Raw genomic sequence first — 21964 nt, 5'->3', positions numbered from 1 at the left:
AACAAAAAAGCCATTCGTCCCCCTGACACAAGGGACGAATGGCTCGCGTTACCACCCTAATTCTGCTTAAAAGCAGCACTTCATTAATGTATCGGTTTTCACCGGATTGACCTACACAGCAGATGCCTTCGGAAAATCATCTCAGAAGCTACCTTCAATCGGTGCCACATAGGTTCTCTCAGCCTTCAAACCCTCTCTAAAATGTGCACTCGGATTTACTCCTCTTCTTCATCGACATGATTTTTTTGAAATTGTATTTATTATAATCAATCCTTTTTCAAATGTCAACGCAATCTGCCATAAATTCTAATGATTTTCTAACACTTTATTAAACTTCGTACTAGATAATAGTGTTAGAAAGATTTACAATATGTATTGGGAGGTTTATATGAGTAAAAACAACAATCACCTTGGACTTATTTTATTATTGGTCGGTGGGATTATGCTGTTCAACTACTTCAACTTCATTCACTTCAGCGTTTGGGACTTATGGCCCCTCATACTGCTCTACTTCGGCGTCAAAGCCGAAAGAGACTATTTTGCGGGCTATAAGACGTCGAAGAGTTTGATGGTTGGTGCGGTGTTGATTACGTACAGCGTCTATTTCCTCATAGACGGGTTCACCAGCTATTATTTCTCCGAACTCTTTCAACCGCTGTTTATCTTAGGACCTGCACTGGGCTTCTTCCAGATGGCCTATTACGGCCACAGACCTAAGAAGAATTATCGAAACGGCATCATCTTAAGTGTCATTGCAGGTGCAATTTTCTTTGACAAGTTAATCGACTTGAAATTCAGCATCGTCGTCGCCGTCGGTTTAATCGTCATCGGTCTCTTCTTAATGTTCAGAGATCGCGTCTTACCTGAAGAATGCGACGAAGACGATGCGCACGAGCGCTACGAATAGTCCCGAAATCATACCTACGAAAAAAGCCGATACGCCTCTAGCTGTTAAGAGCGCATATCGGCTTTTTTATTAAAAATTAACCGTTGCCATTACTCAAAAGTACTGTAACGTTTTGCAATTTCAACTAGTAGCGCCACTGTTTTTTCCATAGACTGTACGGGAATGTACTCGTATCTGCCGTGGAAATTGTGTCCGCCTGTACAGAGGTTCGGGCATGGCAAGCCCATAAAAGACAGTCTGGCACCATCTGTGCCCCCTCTAATCGGCACAATTTTAGGCACTATCCCCAGCGCTTGCATCGCCGCTTCTGCCGTTTCAACTAAGTGAAAATGCGGCATCACTTTTTCTTTCATATTGTAGTAAGAATCGGTGATGGATACCGTAACCGTATCGGCACCGTGCACCGTATTCAAATACGCTGCCGCCGATTGAAACAGCGCTTTCTTCTGTTCGAAAAGCGCCCGGTCATGATCCCTGATTATATAAACCATCTCGGCTGTTTCCACACATCCCGTGAAATCGTTTAAGTGACTGAACCCCTCGTATCCCTCTGTGCAAGCCGGTATCTCACAGGCCGGCAACAAGGCGTTAAACGCCATGCCGATTAACAGCGCGTTTTTCATTTGACCCTTGGCGGAACCCGGATGTATGTTTTGACCTTTAACCGTTACCACTGCCGTCGCCGCATTGAAGTTTTCATACTCCAGTTCGCCGATTTCACCACCGTCAACCGTATAGCCGAAGTCCGCCCCCAGTGTTTCTAAATTAAAGCGGTTGGCGCCGCGGCCAATCTCTTCATCCGGCGTAAAGGCGATTTTAATCGGTCCATGCGGTATTTCAGGGTGTTCGATTAAGTAGGCCGCCATCGTTAAAATCTCAGCAATCCCGGCTTTGTTGTCCGCGCCGAGGAGCGTGGTGCCATCTGTGACGATTAGGTCCTGTCCAGCATAGTGCGTCAAATGCTCAAACTGCTCAGGAGACAGAACGATGTTTTGCTCGGCGTTCAACACAATGTCCCCACCGTCGTAATTTTTCACCACACGAGGCTTCACACCGGCACCGGACAAATCCGGTGAGGTATCCATGTGGGCGATAAACGCGAGGCTCGGCGCGTTGCTGTTTTCTGTGGTGCTCGGTAGTTCACCGTAGAGATAGCCGTTCTCATCTTGTACGGCATTTTTAATGCCGATGGCACGCATTTCTTCGAGAAGTGCTTTGGCCAGTACCAACTGGCCTGCCGTCGACGGGCAGGTGTCGGAATTGCCGTCTGAAGTCGTATCAAAACCGACGTATTTTAAAAAGCGCTCCTGTACAGTTGTCATCGTGTGTACCTCCTCATTTTTTCAAGATCGTCTCGAACACTCGATTCGAAAGCCGTCATCAATTTGCACATAAGCGGGTGTGCAGCCGACGGGTAGACCCGTTCATCAATTGTCGCAACAGGCAAAAGATGAATGGACGTCCCCGAAAGAAAAACGGCATCAAATCGGTCTAAAGACGCTGTGTAAATATCCACTTCTCTAAACGGTATCCCCGCCTCGCTTGAGACCTTAAGCAACATCTGACGCGAAATGCCCAAGAGGACATCTGCACCCTTCGGCGATAGGATCTCATCATTTGAAATAAAAAACAAATTGGACCGACTGCCCTCTGAAAGCTTGCCGTCGTCGTCGTGTAAAAGCACTTCAAACGCTCGACGCTCTTTTCGAATGAAGGCGACGCGCTCTTGGTACTCTTTAAATAAAATTTTAGCATGCGGGTTGCTGCGCACGATATTTGCAAGAGTCACATGAACCCCTGAGCGATAAACCGCGGCATCGGGGTAGATGCCCTGAACCCCCATAATAATACAGGTCTCTTCGTGTCGCCCATTGAGACCGATTTCAATGCGTAGGTTGAAGTTGACGTAGTTGTGATCTGCAATCCACTGAAGCACCGGCTTCAAAACAGTTTCATCGGACACTTCGAACTGTAGCCCTTTTATTGCAAGCGACGCTTTCAATCGCGCCATATGCGCTGCAAAGAAAAGCGGCGTTTTGTCAATCACTCGGATGACTTCGTAAACCGGCGCGTTGGCGAAGAAAAACGTTTCATCCAACGGCTGTTTGTAGTCATCCACCCACATGTAACTCCCTATTCTCTCAATCATAAGTCACCTCTTCTCACTTACGTTAGCTCACTTTCTAGTATAAGCCTTTTTTCAAAAAAATAACACCCTGCAAGAAAAAAACTTTTGCAGGGCGAAGGATTTATTCGTTTTTAATGGCTTCTAGAGCGCTGAGTTTTGTCGCACGCACCGCCGGATAATAGCCGGCCAAAAGACCGATGACGGTGGAAAAACCCAGTGCCGAAAGCGCTAGCCAATAAGGGATATAAGACGATATAGGCGGCCCGTAGTACTCCCCGCCCGAACTCATATTTTGAATAACGGTGTTGATGATATAGGAGACGCCGTAACTCATGCCAATACCTACAAGGCCCCCGAAGAGACCGATCATCGCCGCTTCAAACAAGAAGAGTCGCTTGATGTCCTTGAGCTGTGCCCCGATAACCTTCATCACGCCGATTTCTCGCGTCCGCTCGTAAATAGACATGACCATGGTGTTGGTAATCCCTATGGCGGCGATAAAGAGCGATACGGCGCCGATACCGCCTAAGATGGCCTGTATCATGCTCGACGTCTTTTTCATATTATCGAGTGCTTCTGTCAAGCTGTAGACTTCAAAGCCCATTGCCTTAACAGCTTCCTGCACCTCTTCAACATTTTTGACATTGTCGACGCTGATTTTCATCTCGTCGTATTTGTTCTCTTTCTTCCTGGAATTTCGTCGGCTCTTGTTGCCGTTAGAATCGTTCTGATTGTTCTGATTTTTGTTTTTTCGATCGAAATCCTTCTTGAGCTTTTCAAAGGTATCGTAATCCATAAACACGTCCCAGGCGTAGTTCCAGTCCGTCTCTGTGGTAATGCCTGTCGGCGTTATTACAGAGCCTCTCGGACGGCGGCCTTCATACCATTGAGAAGTCGGAAGCACTTCAATTTTTGCTTCGAAGATGTCTATTTTCGGACCTTGCCCATAAGAATGCCTTGCGTTTGGATCGTTGAACTCTTGCGCCGCCTGAAAACCGAACAGCACTTCGTTCTTACCATCCAATGACGGCAACCGGCCTTCGCTAAGTTTGATATCCATCATTTTAAGTTTTTCAAAATCGACGCCTTTAACACTGGCGTAGTTCATATACTTTCCCGAGTAAATGCGCGATTCAAAGCGTTTAAAACCAATGGCAAATTCTACGTGGGGAATGGCCTCAAAGTTGCTGATGGCGTCATCGTCGAGTACGAGTTCATCTGAGCTGCTACTGCTACTGCTACTGCTACTGTCGCTCGCCATAGACTCGAAATTTCGATTGGCGTAAACGTCGATCATTGTCAAACTGCCGTATTCTTCGAGCTGTTTTTCGTAGGCGCGGTTCATACCGAGCCCCAGCGATACCATGACGACAATAGCGGCGGTGCCGATGACGACACCGAGAACGGTGAGTACCGTTCTAGCTTTTCTTCTGAGCAAATTCTTAAGGCCCATTAAAGCTAGATCGATACTACTCATCTAATGCCTCCAGTTCTCTTTGAATGCGTTTTTTCTTGCGCACGCGAAGGACGATGACCACGATGACTGCGAGTAGGGCACTGCCGCCGATGATCACCCATTTCCACGGAAAGCCCTTTTCGTCAGGCATTTCATCAATTGGTGGAAACTCTTCCATTGAACCGTCGTCAGTAGGCATTTGCATTTCTATGACGCTTACCGTAAACGGCTTTTCAAGCGTGCTAATGGTTCCCAGTGCATCCTCAAAGCTGTAAACGAGTTTGCCTTCATAAGTACCGGGTTCCATTGCGGTGACTTGTGCCGAATAATATTCGCTTCTACCGGCGTCAAAATTGCCGACAAAATAGCTGCCCTCGTTGGTTTGAAGCCCTTCTGCATCAAACTTAACCATCATGTTGTACATGGTGGATTTACCCATGTTGTAAAACTCCTGTTCAATATAGAACGGCGTGTTGGCCTGCGCGTCAAACGGCACGACCATATCGGCCGTTTCAAGGCGCACCGGCTGAGCGACGGCGACACTAAGTGCCTCGGATTCGGCGTAAGGGTTATTTTTCTCATCGTAGCCTTTTCCAGAACTGTCTTCATACTCCATCTTAACTGTTACAGGGTAAATCTTAACACTGGCGTCAATTTTCGTCTTGAGTTTAATCGAGTGGTGTTTGATTTGACCTGGTCCAATGCTCTGAATAAAGAATGAGCTCGACGAGTCTACCGGTGTAAACACGTTCTCTTCACTTGTTATAGTAACTTTAATATTTTTGGTACTTTCTCGACTGCTGGTGTTTTTAATGTACAAGTCCAGCGTGTAATCTTCGCCGGCATACACCACTTCGCCACCGTATTCGTAGTTGTTGATAATCAACTTCGGTCGGCTGCCCTCTGCGTCGGTTTCTGAGGAATTGACGAAAATGCCCGCGTACTCTTGAAGCTCACTTTGCGTCGCTTCAGGCTTGTCAGCCGGTCTGTATTTGACGTTGATGTAGTTGTGGTAGCTTTCCATCGGCGTGTCGGACTTCGCCATCATCTTAAAAGTTACCGTTTGCTTTTCACCGGCTTCGAGATTGCGCGCATACGCTTTTGAGCCGCTTTTGGTAATGAACTCAGGGGCGTATGCCAAATCGATTTCAGCACTGACGGCACCGGTTTTCCCGGTGTTGACCAAATCAAAAGTAATATTGAAATCGCTATTTGGTTTTACTTTCGTCGGGTATTTTAAGTTTTCGATTTTAACAGTGCCATCTGCAGCACTGTCTTTGCCTTTAAGCGTTGTGTACACAATGCCGCTTTGCTCATAACTCTTGCCGAACTCGTCTTTATAATTCAGTTTAATCGTCAGTGGAAATGTACCGGATTTCACGTCAGAACCGGCTTTGACGTTAAAGTAGAGCAGTTCGTTTTTCTTAGCCTCAATGGTGTCGATAACTTTCGTATCCGCATCGTTGTCGAGGAGGACGCCTTCATTTGAAAAACCGCTGATGTTCACGCGCATGTCTTTCGCTTTAACCGTTCCCGTGTTGCCTAGGTTGACAATCAAAGAACCCTCATCTCCTTCGGAGAGTTCAAGGTTGCCCATTTTAGAGCCCGTTATGGCTATAATAGGCTCGACGCGATCGTTGTTAACTTTCAAAAACACCTTTTGCGTTTCTCTAAAAGTCTCATCTTCATAATTCTGATATTCGAACACGATGTCGAACTCGTAGACTTTCGATTCTGCCGTCGGGCTGACAACCACGTCGAACGCAACCTCCACCGTCTTATTTGGATTGAGATAGGACATGGTCTTGTTGAGGTTAACAACATCGCTTCTAAACGGGTGTTCGCCGTCTATACTGATTTTCACACGTTGTGCCACAGTGTTTGCCGCGTTGCGTACTTTAATCGTAAACACGCCCTTTTCTCCGGCGTTGAGTTCTTGAATTGTCTCGTCAGCCACGATGCCGACCACAGGCCTGATGGTGACGGCAAAGCTCGCTGTTCCCGCGAGTAGCAGACATAAAATAAGCCCTACAGATAATAGCTTTCTCATACTTCTCCCCTTTTTACAATTTATTTTCTTCTGATAAAAACTCTTCTTCATATGGTTTTATATATTTTTCGTACACATCGTCTTCTTCTTTGACTTCGATGCTCTGGATATCGCCATCTCGAATGTGAATGACTTTGTCCGCGTAAAGCGCCACTTCGGGATCATGGGTAACGATAACAATTGTCTGCTCTTTTTCACGCGCCATTTTCCACATAATGTGCATGACTTCTATAGACGTCTTTGTATCGAGATTTCCCGTGGGCTCATCTGCAAAGATGATTTCAGGCGATCCGACAAACGCTCGGGCAATGCCCACACGCTGTTGCTGCCCACCACTCATCTGAGTCGGCTTATGCTTGTAACGGTTTTTCAAGCCGACCATTTCGAGGTGCTTCTGTGCGTGCGCTTCGCGCACCGGCTTGGAAACCCCTCTAAAAATCAGTGGCATAGCGACGTTTTCAAGTGCCGTCAACGCCGGCAGCAAGTTGTAAGATTGGAAAATAAACCCGATGTGTTTTTGTCTGAACTTGGCCAGTCTCTTTTCATTCATAAGATGTATGGGTTCTCTTTTTATTTTAATAGCGCCCTTTGAGGGTTTTTCCAGGCCGGCCATCATATTGAGAAGTGTGGATTTTCCCGATCCTGAAGTACCTAGAATACAGCAAATTTCGCCTTTATAAATATTAAGGCTGACTTTGTTCAGGGCCACGACTTTTTCCGAACCGATTCTGTATACTTTTCTCAGGTCCTTAACTTCAATTATGGCTTCTTTTTCCGCTGTCATAAAGTCCTCCTTTCTTTGTATAGTCTTATTCGTACAGTCTCTTCTAGTGTACGCCTTTATAAAAAATACGCAATAATATTTCCATTAGAATTACATTAAAATATTGACAATCGACTGATAATTCAACACCAGTTGTAGAATTAACGCCACAATACCACAAACGGCGCCTATCGTCCAAAAGCGCGCACGTATTTTTTCTTTTCGGTACTGTTCGATTTCATATTCCCAAGCGTACTTGTGTGCGTCGACTATCGGGTCTTCTGCACAGGCCTTTGACCACTCCTCGCTCCTCTTTTGCGCTTGCTTGAGTATTTCACGCTTGCTTTTTTCCAGCTCTAGCGCCTTGAGCACTTCTTCTTTCATAGTCCCTCCTCTAGGTGTACCTGCATCGCATTTGGAAATGCCTCTGCAACAAACGGCTGGCATGTCAAAATGAAAATTTGACGCGTCTTACCGACGCCTTCCAACAACTTGGCCGTATTGGCTATACGCGTGCCGTCCCAATTGACAAACGTCTCGTCTAAAACGAGCGGTAGTCTTCCGTGGGGGTCCAGCTGTTCGATTAACGCCAGCCTAAAAGCAAAGTAAAGTTGTTGAACAGTGCCGCGGCTAAAATTCTCGCCTATAGCGCGCAACCCCTCTGCCGTCCCTACGAAGAGCCGCGTTTCCCCCAAAACCGTCTGCGAGACAATCTGTTGGTAACGCGCTCCGGTGATTGCAGATAAATAGCGACTAGCTGTTTTGAGCAAATCTGGCTGATGTCTGTCTCTGTACGCTTTGTCGGCCTCTGACACCAGCGCCTTTAGAAATAAGAGCCGATCCTTTTCCGCGTAGAGCGCTTCTAGCTCTACTTGCATGGCCACAAGCTCACCTTCGAGCACTTCTAGCGCCTCAGCTGTAGGCGCATTCCGATGAGCGCCGAGCAGTTCGAAGCGCTTTTGGTGCAAAGCTTCTTTCTCCGCGTAAAGTGCCTCTATAGTTTCATCAAAGTGACGCTGTGTCTGAAGCGCCATCCATGCTTCATCGGCTTTAGGCATTTTGAACAGTCGGTTTTTGAGCACCGCAAGCTCGTACATCCACTCTTGATTCTCCTTCAGCCGTGTCTTCCCCAATTCAAAATCGCCGTCGCCAAACGACGTGATCGCCTCTCGGTGCGCCTTGTAAGCGACTTGTCGAGCGGCGTCTTCATTCGGCGCTTTAGACAGTATCCCCTCCAACTCCGTGTATTGAGCAGAAAAAGTCTCAAACCACGCCAAAAAAACTGTCGGCGGTTTTAAAGCACATTCGGGACAACTTGAGAACGTATTTTTAAGAGCCGTTTTGTAATGCCAATACAACAAAGCACTAATAACCGCCGTCAAGGCAACCGCCGCGGCTCCCAAAGGTCGACTAAACCACATCCCAAAAGCACTCAAGACAAAGCAAACAGCAACAATTATCCGAAGCTTTTTTCGGTGTACCGCGAGCTTTTCGACACGCTCTACAGGCACTTTTGACACAGCTTGTAACCGCTCGCCAGTCAGTGCTTTTCCCGTCGCACCGCGGTAAAGACTTTCAAGACGCGCTTTCAATTGCTGCACTCTGAGTTGCGCTTCGCTTTTATCAAACAGGTCCATCGCCGACGCCAGTTGCTCATAGGTGGCCAGCAAATCGGGGTTGTACACTTCGGGTTTGTGGCATTTCTTCTCGAGCTCCCGACACCTCAGTTGAAGCGCATACGCTTCCCGATAGCGTTCGTACTCGGCTTTCTCTCGACGCATCTGCGTCAACTCATTTGAAAGTGCCTCTGAGGCCGCCGTCAAACGCTCCGCCTCTCGCCGTGCTGAGTAGGCGGCATTGTAAGCCTTCAATTGACTCTGGTAGTGTCGTTCGCATTCGTAGAGTTGTTTTTCCAATTCAAAAATTCTCGGCTGACCGCGCTTGTCCGGTCGCCACAGTTTGTGCAAGTCCTGTGTCAACTCACTGACCACAACACTTGGCGCATTTAAGTATTCGGCGCCGTAATCGTATACGAGGTGGGTTTCAATTTCACGCCACGTCATCTTTTCCAAGGCATCGAGTGACTGGGTATTCAAATGGAAAACACCTCTATACAAAGGTTCACTTACCCCTTCTGTCTCGGGAAGTGCTTCATTTCGGCCTTTTTCAACAGTCTGCTTCGCCACGTGCGTGCAGAACCACTGGGGGGCACTCGTTAGACGTCTCTCCACAGTAAAAAGTTCCCCATTGCATTCGATTGTGGATAAAAAATGTATTTTTTGCGCCGTCCAGTTGACATAACGGTGCTTGTTTCTATTCGCAGGACGAAAGCCGTACAAAAGGGTTACCATACTGTCGTACAGTGTCGTCTTACCCGCTTCATTCGGTCCGTACACGACATTGATGCCACTTGAAAAGTCGAATGAAGCGTTTTGAAAATGCCCATATACGTTATAGTTGATAGCTTTAATCTTCATTTTTTTGCCTCAGCATTCTTCTCAACAACGTCCCCTTTAGCCGATCCCGCTCACGGTTGAGCCATCTTTCTTTCTTTTCTCTGGACGCCCCGGGCACCGCCTCTCTGAGCACCTCATTTTCCAAAGGGGCCGCCAAAAGCTTTAACGCTTCCGATAGAACGGTGGCATCCGTCATCATAGCAGATGACTGGTGAATGCCGGAAACATCCAGTTCAACGCAAACACAGCCTAGACGCTCAACTAAATGTGCCTCAACAGCCGACACGTTGTCGCCGCCCCTTAGCACCGATGCCAGCGTACTTTCTCCCGTGAGCTCTATGCGCCAGTACGTCGTCACTGACGCACTTTCCAGTTGGCTGAAAAGGTGATTTTCAAGTGCTAAAAGTGTCGTGACTTCTTCGGGAACAGGTACGGACAACCGCTGCATACCCACCACCTGAAAATCAATAGGCGTCGGTGTCAACACGCCGTTTTCATAGGTTAGGAGAATCCCGCCTCGGTTGCCGGTCTCATTGATATGGAGACCTTGAACACTCCCGCTGTACGCAATGCGTTCCGTTATAAACTGTCGCTTGTGAATATGACCAAGTGCAAAATAATCGTACCCACAGCGCTCAATGGTCGCTACTGTGGTGGGCAAATACCGTTCACTTGTTTGTGCCGTTCCCGCCGAGGTCACAAAGGCATGACAGAGCCCTATCCATAACGCATCATCCGATTTTTCGGGAAACGCTTCAATCAAATTGCGAGGCTCTTCGCGGCGCGTATGGCCACAGCCTACAAACTTTACCTGACGCCTTTCTCCATGGATGTTAAAGGCCCTTACCTCAGGGGACGATGTGTCAAAACAAACAAACCGATCCCTTTCTTTAAGTTCCTCAATCCACGGGGACGCGTGGGTGACATCGTGATTGCCCGTTGCATACAGAACAGTCCCACCAGCGTCGATGTACCGACCGAGTGTTTCAGTGACAACCGTCTCGTAAGCATATGAGACCGCTTTGTCATCGAGCAAATCGCCGACGATCAACACGAAGTCTACCGACGTTTCAAGTGCAAAATCAATCGCGTTTACAAAGGCAGTTTGTACTGCTGCTTTCATCACTTTTTGCACAGCCGGCGTCTTTGTTTTAAATATTCTATTGATATGAATATCCGCCAAATGTAATATTTTCATGATGTCCTCTACCTGTCTTTTTCTCTATTATAGAGTAAAAAAACGGTTACGGCTATGCTATTTGACTTTTTACTGATATAATTAAATCGTTGGGGAACGCTCCCCGATTAGACCAACCAAGGAGGATGACTATGCTAAAGCACTATCGGAATTGGACGTTGCTTTATGAAGACGACGACCAATGTTTTTCAAAAGCCGAAGAAATAGAAACCGGAAACGATGTGCTGGTAATTACGCATTTTAACACGAATCGCATAAAACGCACGGTAAAATCGCTTTTACCCGAACTTCTCAATCACTATCTGGATGCCTTTGAAGAGGAAAGCGGCTATCACATTGTATTAAAGTATCTCAAAGGGCTCTCCCTCAGTACTTATTTGAGCCGTTTCACACTCGATTATCAAAACCGTGTAAAACTTTGTTATGAGTGGATTAAATCCATTGTTAAATACGACCAGTTCCCAGACGCTTTGAAAATACAACTTATCGATTACGAACAGCTGCTGATAAAAGACGGGGTTATGTATGCCCGCGAATGGATAGACTACGGCTCAGAAGAGACAGTGGACTACCTCAAGATGTTTAAACAAATGGGCGAGACGCTGGAGATGCTCTTTCCGGACGCACCGTTGTATCAAAGTCAATTTATCGACACCTTGAAAATCGGTAAGCACGAGTTGATTTCTCTTGCTATGTTTAGAAAAACATTTAAAGACATTTTTCTCTATGAAAAAGAAGATGTTTTCAATAAAATTCCCTTTGAATTCGACATCGTCCTCAACGACCGAAGCGCAGGGCCACCGATAGACGTGCCACAGAAGCCAAAGGCGTCAAAACCGAAGCCAAAGCCTGTTGTACCGGTTCAGACTTTTGAACCGATAACTGAAGACGTTCAATCCGAACCACCCTCAGAAAAGAAAACCCACTCGGTGCGAGATGAGATTCCTATATTGTCAGAACCTGAAGAGCAGACCGACATCGCCTTAACGGTGCCACCTCAAGAAGTGGAACCTCCTGAGGCAATAGCTGAAGAGAACGTTCCCGCGCCGGAGACACCGAACTTTGAAGAGGTGGCTCTCGAAGAAACGGTACAGACAGAGACAGTACCGGAAGATCTGTCAAAGCCCGAACCCTCAGCAACTGTCGAGCCTGCTCAACCGACTGAATCGGCAGCCACAACAATAGATTCAAAGGCTGAAGAAGAAGTACTCGAAGACGAAGAGAAACCGGAGCCGGCTAACTCTGCGTTGGAACCGCCGACCACCGCAAGCGAAGACGTGGTGGATGTTCCTCCAACAGCGGACAAAACCATGCGGTACGCGCTAGACGATGAAGAGGAAATCGATGCGTACGTAAAAGAAATGGACGCCCTCTTTAGCGAAGATGACCTCCCCCCGGAAAAAAACTACCGCATCAAGTGGAAGGAAACAGCCCTCATCGCCTTGATCAGCCTCGTTATTATTTCAGCAGTGGTCTTTGTCGGTTGGCGCGTTCTACGAAATGACGAACCCGTCGCCGCCTCATTTTCCATTGAGAAGAATCTCACCGACGGTTCCATCCCCATTACCAACACCTCTACCGGCGGCAAGTCTATAGACACCTACCTTTGGGAAGTCTATTTTGACGGTTACCTCGTAAAGACTTTTAACGACAAAGATTTGGTGCTCAACCTCGATTCGCCGGGTGCCTATAAAATTGTCCTCAAGCTCAAAGACGACAAAGGCAACTGGTCGGCACCTTCTGAACAAACTTTCAATTACATCCCTTAAACGCATAAAAAAGTTCCCCTTTAAGGTCATTCTTAACGAGGAACTTTTTTAATCCTGATTTTCAATTAACGTTTTTGGCGGAATCACCCCTTTACAACTGGAAAGGTTACTTGACAACTCCGTTGATGCGTCGACTTACGCCATACTATTCTCTAGCTCTTCAATCTTTCCCGAATCTTTGTGATCCTTAACACGAGCTGAATACGCTATATGCGGCGGACGCTGCGACCAATAGCTATTGAGGCCTTGCCTCTTTTCATGTCACTCTTGGTATGGTTTTATTATATCACAATTTTCTGACTTTTCAAGCGAATTGTTCAAATTTTTATACAAGATTTTAAAATACGCTTCTGCTTCATCTCGAGTTGTTTTTAACTTCAAGATCTCTCCCGGCGCATTGGCCTGAGCAATCAGCGTATGGTACGGCGGAACGCGAAAGCCTTTGTTTACACACAGCGCTCCAACGAGTTGTGCCGCCACCGTGTCGCTGCCGGAGTTGGCGGATACCACCACCGATGCAATGTACTTGTCCCGAAAGGACACCGAGCGGTATAGCGCTGTCAAGCGGTTGATTACCGCCATGAGTTTTGCCGACAGCGCATCGTTGTAGTTGGGACAAATCCAAACGATGTAATCGGCCTTTTCTATTTCCGGAAACAGCTCTTCAACCACAAACCCGCCGTAAAAACAACTTTTTCCAAGCGCGTGATACGTACAAGTTTGATAACTGCATCCAAAGCAATCGCGAATCTGACCGTCTTCCACATGTAGTGTCTTGATTTTAATAGACGATTTTAAAGCAGCTGTGAGCTTTTCTTCCACCAGTCCCCACAACATCAGCGTATTCGAGCGCGCCTGGTGACCGGCGTGAAGCACGAGCAAATTGATGCGGGGTTTCTGCAGACGCCGATAGGTCCCTAAACGCTCTACCGTTTGATAAATCAAATGCTTCGCTGTTTCTTCAAGTGACAGATTCAGATTTTGAGACCACATGCGAAGGTTGGCATACCCTTCTGTGAGTTCCACCAACGGATGCCCCATGATTTCGGCCCCGAGGGCGTTGGCCAAGAACAAAAACTTCTTTGTAAAGGTCTTGGTGTACAATGTGTTCGGAGAGACCACCACGAGGGCAATCAGACTGTCTGTAAACGCACAGCAACCGCGTTCCGCACGGTACGCCAAAGCCGATCTCAGAAAATCGTTGGCCGCGTGATTCTCCCCGATGCTATCGAGTTCGATTAAAAACAGCATGCGGTTCAGCGTCGCTTCCCCTCTCGCCTGCGTTGAAAGGCGCCATTGAGAAATGGCGCTTTCGCAAGTTTTGGCAATCGACGTGCACCCCTTGCCGAAGTTTACAAATTCAATTTCTCCCATGTCGCCTCCAACTGATGATAAGATCCGAGCACTCTGTCCAGTGTTTGTGGTGCCAACTCAATGGGTTCATAATGCGTGCCGTTGGCCTGCCACTTGTTCCGTGTGCCCCAATAGATGCCATCGACATAAGTCGCTGAAAAATGTGCTTGTCCTGTCAAAGTCTGTACAATGGATATAGCCCCAGAAGAAAGTGCCGGTGCCACATACGGTTTGTACCCGATTCCACGCATTTCGAGATTTGCAGTGACGACTTTTTCCGTCAGCTCTTCCGAACGCCCGCTATCTTCTTTTTCTATGTTCTCGACGACGATAAGCTCTTTGCCGTGTGGGCCGAAGACGCGTCCTTTGTGTTTGTAATCGTACCCTAGGGCATCGCTGTAATAGCGCGCTCTACCGTGCATAACGCCGAGACCGTAGCCCCTGATTTGCTCCGGTAAGAGCCCGTGGTCATCACGGCGCCCGGTGCTATCGTATTGACTGGCGTGGTAAGCGCTCAGACACAGGAGGTCTACTGGATCCGATACGACGATAAAGAGCCCTTTAAACGCTTGGCTACGCGCCATTTGCGCATACAAATTGACAATTTTGGCGTTTTCTTCGTATTGTACCATGCGCACGTCACCGACTTGAGCCCCCACGGCAGGTACATATTTGGAAGCACAGAATACGAAAACATCGCAATCAAAAAGTGCCGACTGTTCGATGCCCACCACATTCATGCCGGGAGAGGCGTTGATTTGTCCCAGTTCCATTGCCCACCGCTTCACTGAAGCGGGGTTTAAGTCAAAGAGGCCAAGCGTTTCAATCGCCGATTCGCCGAGAAGTTTTAGACCGATGGCGAGGGTGGCGCCGACATCGCCGAGCCCTAAGACATGTACCCGCTTGGGCTTATTGTAAAAAGCCATTTGTTCTTCAAGCCGCGCCACCGCCTTTTCAATTGAGCCGTCAAAATAGGCGAGATTCAGTGCAAAACGCTGAGTATCAAATGCCCATTGCTCCGTATCCGGCGTTGTATAGAGACCACTGACCCCTTGTGTCAGCACGGCTTTTAAGTGCGGTGTAAAAGGCGCTACCGCTGGCAAACGCTTACTTGCGTCGTCGTAAATCAAACACCAATGGGCGAAGAGCTTGTCCACCTCTGTAAAATCTGTCTTGTAGTCGATATCTTGAATACAGGTCCACTTTCCGATTTGATGCGTTTTCACGGCTAACCTCCATAGTAGTTTTTCAATTTTTTCAGTTGCTCAAGGTCGTCTTTGATGTACTCCGACGGCCTGACGTTGTCCGAATAGAAAATGTGCTCCCCTTTGTCCGGGAACCGCGGCGTGTAAAACACTTCACCGAGGCGTTTAATGGTCAGCAATCGATCCTTCTCCGCTTCATAGACGTTCTCAATCGCCGACATAATTTCGATGGCATTGGTCAACGCCACTTCAGACAATTGGTAAATCTTTTCTTTCTGGACATCTTGTATATAACTTGCCGAAGCGTACGGCAAGATGAGATTGACAGATGGAATCGTATGGCTCTCTGGAATCGCCCCCCGCCAGATGGCGTCCCCATCGATAAAGGGGTACAGTTTGCTCTCGTAGAACCAAACGCGAATTCTCGGTAAAAAGTATGCCGACATGACGTCGAGATCCATGGATTCGGCGATGGCTTGCCCGCCGCCGGACATAATGCCCACCACTAACTTCTGAATGGGCACATCGTGTTTTCTAAAGTAGGGTTCAAGCGCTTTGACGCGATAGCCCTTGTTGAGCAAATCGTCGACAAGTATGACAGGTCTGTCAAAGGACTTGAGCATTTTAATCTGATTCTCAATATCGAGATAAAACGGGTATTCCTTAACCGCATGTGTCGACAAATCCGGTGCAAAGTATTTCTCTGCGTGAATGGACTTCGTCACATTGTTGGGCAGTATCCAGCGCTTGAAGATGGCACCGAAAGGCGCAACCATTGCATCGCCCAGCACCCGAGGCGTCTGGGGTTCCGTCGGCACACCGTTTTCGTCGCAGATTTTCTTAATCAACGATTCGTAAATCATGCTGCGATCGAAGTTGAGAACCAAGTTCCCCGGATAAAGTGCCGTAAGCGCTTCTTGGAGTCTCGCCCTAGACCTAAGCATGGCTTCATCCACATCGGGGTGATTTTTAAACGGCGCCTTCACCATGGAATGTATGTCCAGGTTCAGGGTACACGGCGACGACATATTCACCGCGTAAACGCTCTCGTGCGTTGTGGTAGAAGTTAAATCAATAAACCCTTGATGCTTTAAGACGTCTTTGGTCTTAGCCCCCACCTTCTCGTTAAAAGTCTCCTTATAAACGCAGTACGTGTAATCCCGTGCCAAACCGCGCGCAAGCGTTTCAGTGAGCATAATCTGCTCCACATTGCGAATGTCGCAATCCGGAGATTTAAACAGACCGTGTACCAACAGAATACGCCCTACGGAGTGGTTTCTTACGGTATTTACAATGGTCGGGTCTTCAAATGTACGGTGGATATCTGTGGCTCTCAGCCAGTGAAATAACGACACGGCAAATACTTTGCGATTGGCCTCTAGACTTCTCACAACAATAAATTTGAGCCTAAAGCGCTCGTAGAGATCGACGAGCGTCTGATAATGGGCGTCCTCATCGCCGCCTATAAAGGCGGCGACTTTTCTTAAATAGGCCTCGTCCGGTTCTTCCACCAACTCTACGGACAGCGATTTTGTGGTCATTAACCCTTTGAACATCGGTTCCCGTTGATAGAGCCCCTTGTCGTAAATGTAGTTTTGAACCATGGGGTCGATTAGCGAAGACACGTCGCGATCTTCGTCTATATAGTCCCTGAGCAAGGTAGAACTGACGTTCTCATAGGCCTTCGGAAGCGTCAGAATTTTAGATTGCGGATGTAATTTGGCAACCTTTTCTTCCAGCTGGATATGATGTGCCGCCGACAGCCCGCGTTCGTAGATTAGATGCGGGATATTGCGAATAAAACCGAGGGTTTCCCCTTTGTAAGCTGAAGCGTTGAGCACAACATCGGTTCCCACCACGAGGTAAACCTCTGATTCCGGGAAAAGGTCCTGCAATTTCTTCAAGTCTTTTTCGTTGGCAATGTTAATAGAAATATCTCTTGGAAACTGAAAAATATCGATTTCGCCGGCAATAGATTTTTTAATAATGCTCCGACGAATGAGGTTTGGCTGTGTTTTTTTCGACCAAGAAAACTCATCGACGTACAAGAGCACTTCGTAACCGCTGTTTTTAATATCCCGTGCAATTTCCTTGTGCCCCAATGTAAACGGGTCGAAAGACCCCGGAAAAATCGCGATACGATGGTTCGGATTCAATCGAATTTTACCGTACAAATGGCGGTATTCGGCGATAAAGCTGTAGATGTATTTGAGAGACGCCGAGTTGTTAAAGTAGATTAGGGTGTTGGACTCGTTGGTGTTCACCATTAGCGACATAATCTTCTTAATCGTCATGCGATAAAGGTATTCTTTCTTCTTGAGGTCGATATCGGGATTTGAAAAAATATCTTTTGCAATGACGCTAAAAGCCGTCTGATTCACGTAATTGGACTCGTGAACAAAGCCGGAAAAGAGGATGCCGAACATTCTTAATATGCGCTGGTTGTGCACCTCTTTGTCTCCTACAAACGCGTGACGGTAATCTGAGTACCCTGTGATAATGTGCCCGATGGTCTTTTCGATTAGAGCAATGAGCTTCGGGTTGTTGGTGCTCATCTTCTCCTCGAAGTTCTCCAGTATCTCGTCGAGCTCTTTCGGCTTAATTTGTAGCATGACTTTTCCGAGGTACGGCGGAATGTATTTAGTAAACTCGAAACTCTCCATCTCCAGCGAGCGAATGAGTTCCACGGCAATGTCGTTCTTCTGTTCGAAAGACAGATGTGGTACGATGTTGAGCAGCATTCTGCCCGCAGTGTTTCTCACAGATTCCAAGGCGCTGACTTTTAAAAGGTTGCATAGGTGCATGGCCATATAGAAGCTGTTTTCATAATCGTAAATCAGCGTGTTGCGCATCAGCAGTTCAATTTGAAAGCGCTTGGCCACATCGAGTGTCGCCGACTTCAAGTTGCTGAGGAAAATGGTAGAGGTATACTGCAAATCGTCAATACACTTGTCTTTAAAGCGCTCTACAATGGCGCTGTCACAGTGGAGGAGCTCTGAAAGGCGCAGGCGCGCGTAGTTTTCAGCCGGGTCGTCTGTGTACGGCGTCGTCAGCGACGTCACCCGCTTAACTGCTGTCGCCTCAATTAGCGCCTCATCGGCATAAGGCAGAATCGCGTAGATGAGGTTGTACGCTCTGAGCCTGAGTTTTTTATCTTCGTGTGTCAACAGTTCTGAAACGAAGTTCAAAATGCTGTACCGCTGTTTGTCGTCGAACTCTTTAAACGGCAATATACGTGCCGATTTTATCAAATAGAAGCGGCTGTTTTCGTCATCTCTATACGCTACAAAATAACCGACGACGATTTCGATGGCCTTCGACCGACGGCTCGCACCTTTCAAATTGGCAAAAAAAGCATCGAGCATGTCGCGCATGCTGTAGCTGATGTATTTTTTATGGCGATCGATAATCTTGTTTTCAGGAAATAAAAACCGCTGAATATATGTGTCGAGCAGCCCCAGTGTGTCGATGCCCTCAGTGGTCTTACTGGCACTTGGCGGCAACTCTTTTCGTATCTCTTCATCGTAGGACGCGATAATCGTCCCAATGAGTTCGGAGCACTGCTTTCGAATGTCCTCTTCAGGCAACACCAACTTTTCATAGAGAAAGTTGATGACAATTTGCTTCTGTTTTTGTGTCAAATAATTGTAGTATTCTTCCAAGATGGCGATGTAGCCGCGCAGACTCGTCATATTTCGACTGTTGCGTACCGGCTCGAGCAACTTGTTAAGCGCCGTTTCATCGCGAAGTCGATAGAGGATCTCCACATTGTGCTTAATGGACGCATAGATGACGTTTTTAGTGATTTTAGGTCCCTGCATCAATGAAAAATACTTCCGCTTCGGTTTGTTTTCCCCCGTCCACATCGCCGGATCGTCGGGGTCTGTGACCACGCCGATGTCTTTTAAGAGCGCTTCAAAGTCCTTGAGCTTCTCATAGACGCGCTTGTAGCGCAACTCTTTGGCAGTATCGACGTTATCCAGCTTTTCAAGTATGACATCGAAAGAATGCTTTAATGTATAAAAACGCATATGGGAAACGCCGTCGATGCGCTCGGCTTTTACTCTAAAATCCGCGTATATGAGAATCAAAGATTCTATTGGCAACGCGTCCAGTTCGAGATCCCATGTCGAATGGTTAATGGCAACGTTCCGGATATAGACGATGTCGCGCCTTTCGAACCATTCTCCAGTGTAGTAATAGTGGTAGTAGGCGACGCGGCGCATTTCATCGGGTTTGCACCCAAACTTGCCCACATCGTGTCCTGCCGCAGCACCGGATACACGTCCTAGGTCTAGGGGTACCCCCGACTGTTTAAGCTGTCTGGCGACCTTCATCGCCAAGTGGTGAACGCCGCATATATGGTCTAGAGTCGTATAACCGACGACTTCCTGATTGAGCTTCATCATCTCATAGACGTAATCTTCCCTAAACGCCCGCTCAAAAGTCAAGTACTCCGCAGGGTCTTCAAGAGCCGCCGCTTCTTCCTCAGTGAGCAGGTCAATGGCGTACTTCGACTGCCACGTCCCATCGTCCGATTGTTTTTGGAGAGCTGCGATTACTCTGTAGACGCGCATAAAGACCTCTGCGACGACATTGCAATCCGCCTTTAACGACACGGTAACTGCATCTGGAAACGAAAAGCTCAGTGCGTACTGGTAAAAGTACACGAGCCAGTCTTCCGGCGCTTCTTCCACTGGGTATCGCTCTATAAAGCCTTTGAGCAAAGCGTAAACGTCTTTGCTGTGATAGCGGTTGTCTTGAATCATCTGTTCCAGTGCACTTCTAAAAACAGATGTTGAAAGATACGTCCAAACGCGCTTTCTGTCAACAGAAAAGCGCTTGATAAACGCTCTGTTTAAAAGTTCTTTTTCTATGGATCGAAAAACGGATTCAATCATGTCATACGCTCCTTACTATCGCTTTTCTTAATTATCGCACAAACTGTGTGTGAAAACAATCGCCGCCTGCACTTTCCCCCACTTAACCGAACATCGATTTTTGCCGATAATAAGGTAAAGGAGGTGGTCTTATGACTAAGATTACGAAACCCACACCGGTAACCAATTACAAGATTACGTCGAAAAGTCATGCTGGCACGCTCCCAAAACCTACTGAAGACGTAGGCGTCATCCATCAAAAAAGCGATGCTCACAACTCACCGGACCACCGTTCCGGAAATGAACATCACTTAATGGATACTTTTTATGAAAATACGTACAACTTAAAACACTCTTTTAATCGGGTCACCGACCTCAACGAGGAAGGCGACTCCCTCAAACACTACTTTAAAGCGCACAAGCGAGAAATTCTCTTAGGGGCCACATCACTTATAGAAGACATCAACCGCCTGATTCAAGAATGTGTCCAATGCGATTTTTCTCTGGGAACGCATTTCTACTTTCTCTTGGAAAGCATTATCGCCTCATTTGAAAAAGATCTCAACGCCATTGGCATTCACTTCTTTGAAGATTGCCTGTACCTCAATGCCAAGTTTTTCTATGAAACCATGGTTGAATCACACGAAAAATTTGACTTCATTTTCACACCGAACAGCGGCCTCATGGACCAATGCGTGCTCATTCACGAAAAAATACGTTCTGTGCGGGAGTCGCACTTTACTGAAGGTCAGTTTATTGACATCAAAGGGTAGTCCATCGTCTCAACGGTACACTAACGTGTCGTGTCGCTCGACTTCTCTATTTCATACGCATTGATTTCAGCGCCGAGCATCAAAATGGTGCTCAGGATATAGAGCCAAACCATAAAGGCGATCATCGCTGAAAGCGACCCGTACAGGATGGAGTAATCGGTCACTTTGACGACGACAGTTGAAAAGACGTAGTTGGCTAAAAAAGACGCGACAATTGAAAATAGAGCGCCTTTGTAGGCCTGGCGAATGGTCAGTGACGGATTGGGCAGATAAATGTAGATGGAGCCGATGACCACCACGTACAGTACAGGCAACATCACATTGCGGATGACGGAAAGTGTGTTGATGAACTCGAGGTCGATTCGGCTGTTGAATATGCCGTTTAAAAACTGAATCAACTTGGTGCCTATAGCGGGAATGAGCAAAGAGACCACAATGAGTGCAATGAACATCAACGTATAAAACATCCCGTAGAGTTTGCTCATAACAAAATTTCGGCGTTCCTCAAAACCGTGCGCCGCGTTAATTGCCCGTTGAAGTGCCCCGACGCCTCGGGAAGACGAGTAGAGCATAAAAATACCCGAAACTGAAAGCAATGCCGTACCGCCGCTCTGAATGGACTGCTCGGTAAAGTCTACAATGAGCTCGCTGATATTAGAGGGCAACACATCAATTAAAAATTGATACAAGTACGCGTAATTTAAGTTCAGCTTCGAGAGCACAGAAAATATGAAAATCATCATCGGGAAAATTGAAAGGGCAAAAAAATACGCCATTTGGCCGCTAAACGCCGTCATGTGGTGTTTTTTTGTCCGTTGAAGCAATATTAGTATGTACAATATACCCGATTTAAACTTTTTAATCATCCTTATACCTCTTTTTCTTTTGTTATACCTCTCATTGTAACACTGAACTGAGGTTTAATGGAATGTTAATTTGTAATTTTTTTTAAATAAAGCTATCATAAAAGTGTAGAAAGACTTTGAATAATCCGGCAAAGTCTTCAACGGATTTTTTTAAACGATA

General features: G+C 47.0%; 15 protein-coding genes and 1 other annotated feature. Of the genes, 3 read left to right on the top strand and 12 right to left on the bottom strand.

From position 1 onward, the window contains the following. Window positions 1-27: 27 nt before the first annotated feature. Window positions 28-241: a binding site (T-box leader), on the bottom strand. A 147-nt stretch (window positions 242-388) separates the two neighbouring features. After that, on the top strand, window positions 389-907 hold the full coding sequence (locus ACR6HW_RS15695; RefSeq protein ID WP_455728653.1) for a LiaI-LiaF-like domain-containing protein: 519 nt from the start codon (window positions 389-391) through the stop codon (window positions 905-907). 89 nt (window positions 908-996) lie between these two features. Here ACR6HW_RS15695 and pepT read toward each other — a convergent pair whose 3' ends face one another. The 8 genes from pepT to ACR6HW_RS15655 all read right to left on the bottom strand — a co-directional run bounded on the left by pepT (window position 997) and on the right by ACR6HW_RS15655 (window position 10958). After that, complete coding sequence (pepT, locus tag ACR6HW_RS15690) at window positions 997-2229, bottom strand: peptidase T (protein WP_455728652.1); 1233 nt, start codon at window positions 2227-2229, stop codon at window positions 997-999. After that, window positions 2226-3056 carry an aminotransferase class IV gene (locus tag ACR6HW_RS15685; RefSeq protein WP_455728651.1) on the bottom strand — a complete coding sequence of 277 codons (831 nt, stop codon included), beginning with the start codon at window positions 3054-3056 and terminating at the stop codon, window positions 2226-2228. The genes pepT and ACR6HW_RS15685 overlap by 4 nt, the downstream gene beginning before the upstream one ends. A 100-nt stretch (window positions 3057-3156) precedes the next feature. Further along, window positions 3157-4512: an ABC transporter permease gene (locus tag ACR6HW_RS15680; RefSeq protein ID WP_455728650.1), complete on the bottom strand. Its 1356-nt coding sequence runs from the start codon at window positions 4510-4512 to the stop codon at window positions 3157-3159. Beyond that, window positions 4505-6541 carry a COG1361 S-layer family protein gene (locus ACR6HW_RS15675; RefSeq protein WP_455728649.1) on the bottom strand — a complete coding sequence of 679 codons (2037 nt, stop codon included), beginning with the start codon at window positions 6539-6541 and terminating at the stop codon, window positions 4505-4507. The genes ACR6HW_RS15680 and ACR6HW_RS15675 overlap by 8 nt, the downstream gene beginning before the upstream one ends. A 13-nt stretch (window positions 6542-6554) precedes the next feature. Next, on the bottom strand, window positions 6555-7325 hold the full coding sequence (locus ACR6HW_RS15670; RefSeq protein ID WP_455728648.1) for an ABC transporter ATP-binding protein: 771 nt from the start codon (window positions 7323-7325) through the stop codon (window positions 6555-6557). A gap of 90 nt (window positions 7326-7415) precedes the next feature. Further along, entirely contained in the window at window positions 7416-7688 is a 273-nt protein-coding gene (locus ACR6HW_RS15665) for a hypothetical protein (RefSeq protein ID WP_455728647.1), read from the bottom strand. Continuing rightward, entirely contained in the window at window positions 7685-9781 is a 2097-nt protein-coding gene (locus ACR6HW_RS15660) for an ATP-binding protein (protein WP_455728646.1), read from the bottom strand. The genes ACR6HW_RS15665 and ACR6HW_RS15660 overlap by 4 nt, the downstream gene beginning before the upstream one ends. Continuing rightward, a complete protein-coding gene (locus ACR6HW_RS15655) occupies window positions 9771-10958 on the bottom strand; it encodes a metallophosphoesterase family protein (protein ID WP_455728645.1) in 1188 nt (395 codons plus the stop codon). The genes ACR6HW_RS15660 and ACR6HW_RS15655 overlap by 11 nt, the downstream gene beginning before the upstream one ends. Before the next feature lie 131 nt (window positions 10959-11089). On the opposite strand from ACR6HW_RS15655, the gene ACR6HW_RS15650 reads away from it, so the two are divergent. Then, window positions 11090-12727: a hypothetical protein gene (locus tag ACR6HW_RS15650; RefSeq protein WP_455728644.1), complete on the top strand. Its 1638-nt coding sequence runs from the start codon at window positions 11090-11092 to the stop codon at window positions 12725-12727. 261 nt (window positions 12728-12988) lie between these two features. Here ACR6HW_RS15650 and ACR6HW_RS15645 read toward each other — a convergent pair whose 3' ends face one another. Genes ACR6HW_RS15645 through ACR6HW_RS15635 form a run of 3 tightly spaced genes read right to left on the bottom strand, consistent with a single transcriptional unit; the run spans window position 12989 to window position 20186 of the window. Then, window positions 12989-14101 (bottom strand): flavodoxin family protein, encoded by a 1113-nt coding sequence (locus ACR6HW_RS15645; RefSeq protein ID WP_455728643.1) that lies wholly within the window; start codon window positions 14099-14101, stop codon window positions 12989-12991. Beyond that, window positions 14080-15306, bottom strand: coding sequence for a lactate/malate family dehydrogenase (locus ACR6HW_RS15640; protein ID WP_455728642.1), 1227 nt, complete (start codon window positions 15304-15306; stop codon window positions 14080-14082). The genes ACR6HW_RS15645 and ACR6HW_RS15640 overlap by 22 nt, the downstream gene beginning before the upstream one ends. A 2-nt stretch (window positions 15307-15308) precedes the next feature. Beyond that, the gene (locus tag ACR6HW_RS15635; protein WP_455728641.1) at window positions 15309-20186 is read right to left on the bottom strand and encodes a nicotinate-nicotinamide nucleotide adenylyltransferase; all 4878 of its coding nucleotides are present in this window, start codon (window positions 20184-20186) and stop codon (window positions 15309-15311) included. A gap of 131 nt (window positions 20187-20317) precedes the next feature. Here ACR6HW_RS15635 and ACR6HW_RS15630 point away from each other — a divergent pair, with 131 nt between their 5' ends. Further along, window positions 20318-20938, top strand: coding sequence for a hypothetical protein (locus ACR6HW_RS15630; protein WP_455728640.1), 621 nt, complete (start codon window positions 20318-20320; stop codon window positions 20936-20938). Window positions 20939-20958: 20 nt separating this feature from the next. Here ACR6HW_RS15630 and ACR6HW_RS15625 read toward each other — a convergent pair whose 3' ends face one another. Further along, window positions 20959-21804, bottom strand: coding sequence for a YihY/virulence factor BrkB family protein (locus ACR6HW_RS15625; RefSeq protein WP_455728639.1), 846 nt, complete (start codon window positions 21802-21804; stop codon window positions 20959-20961). Between the last annotated feature and the right edge of the window lie 160 nt (window positions 21805-21964).

The organism is Fusibacter sp. JL298sf-3, assembly GCF_053842995.1.
This window is presented reverse-complemented; position numbering and strand designations above follow the sequence as displayed.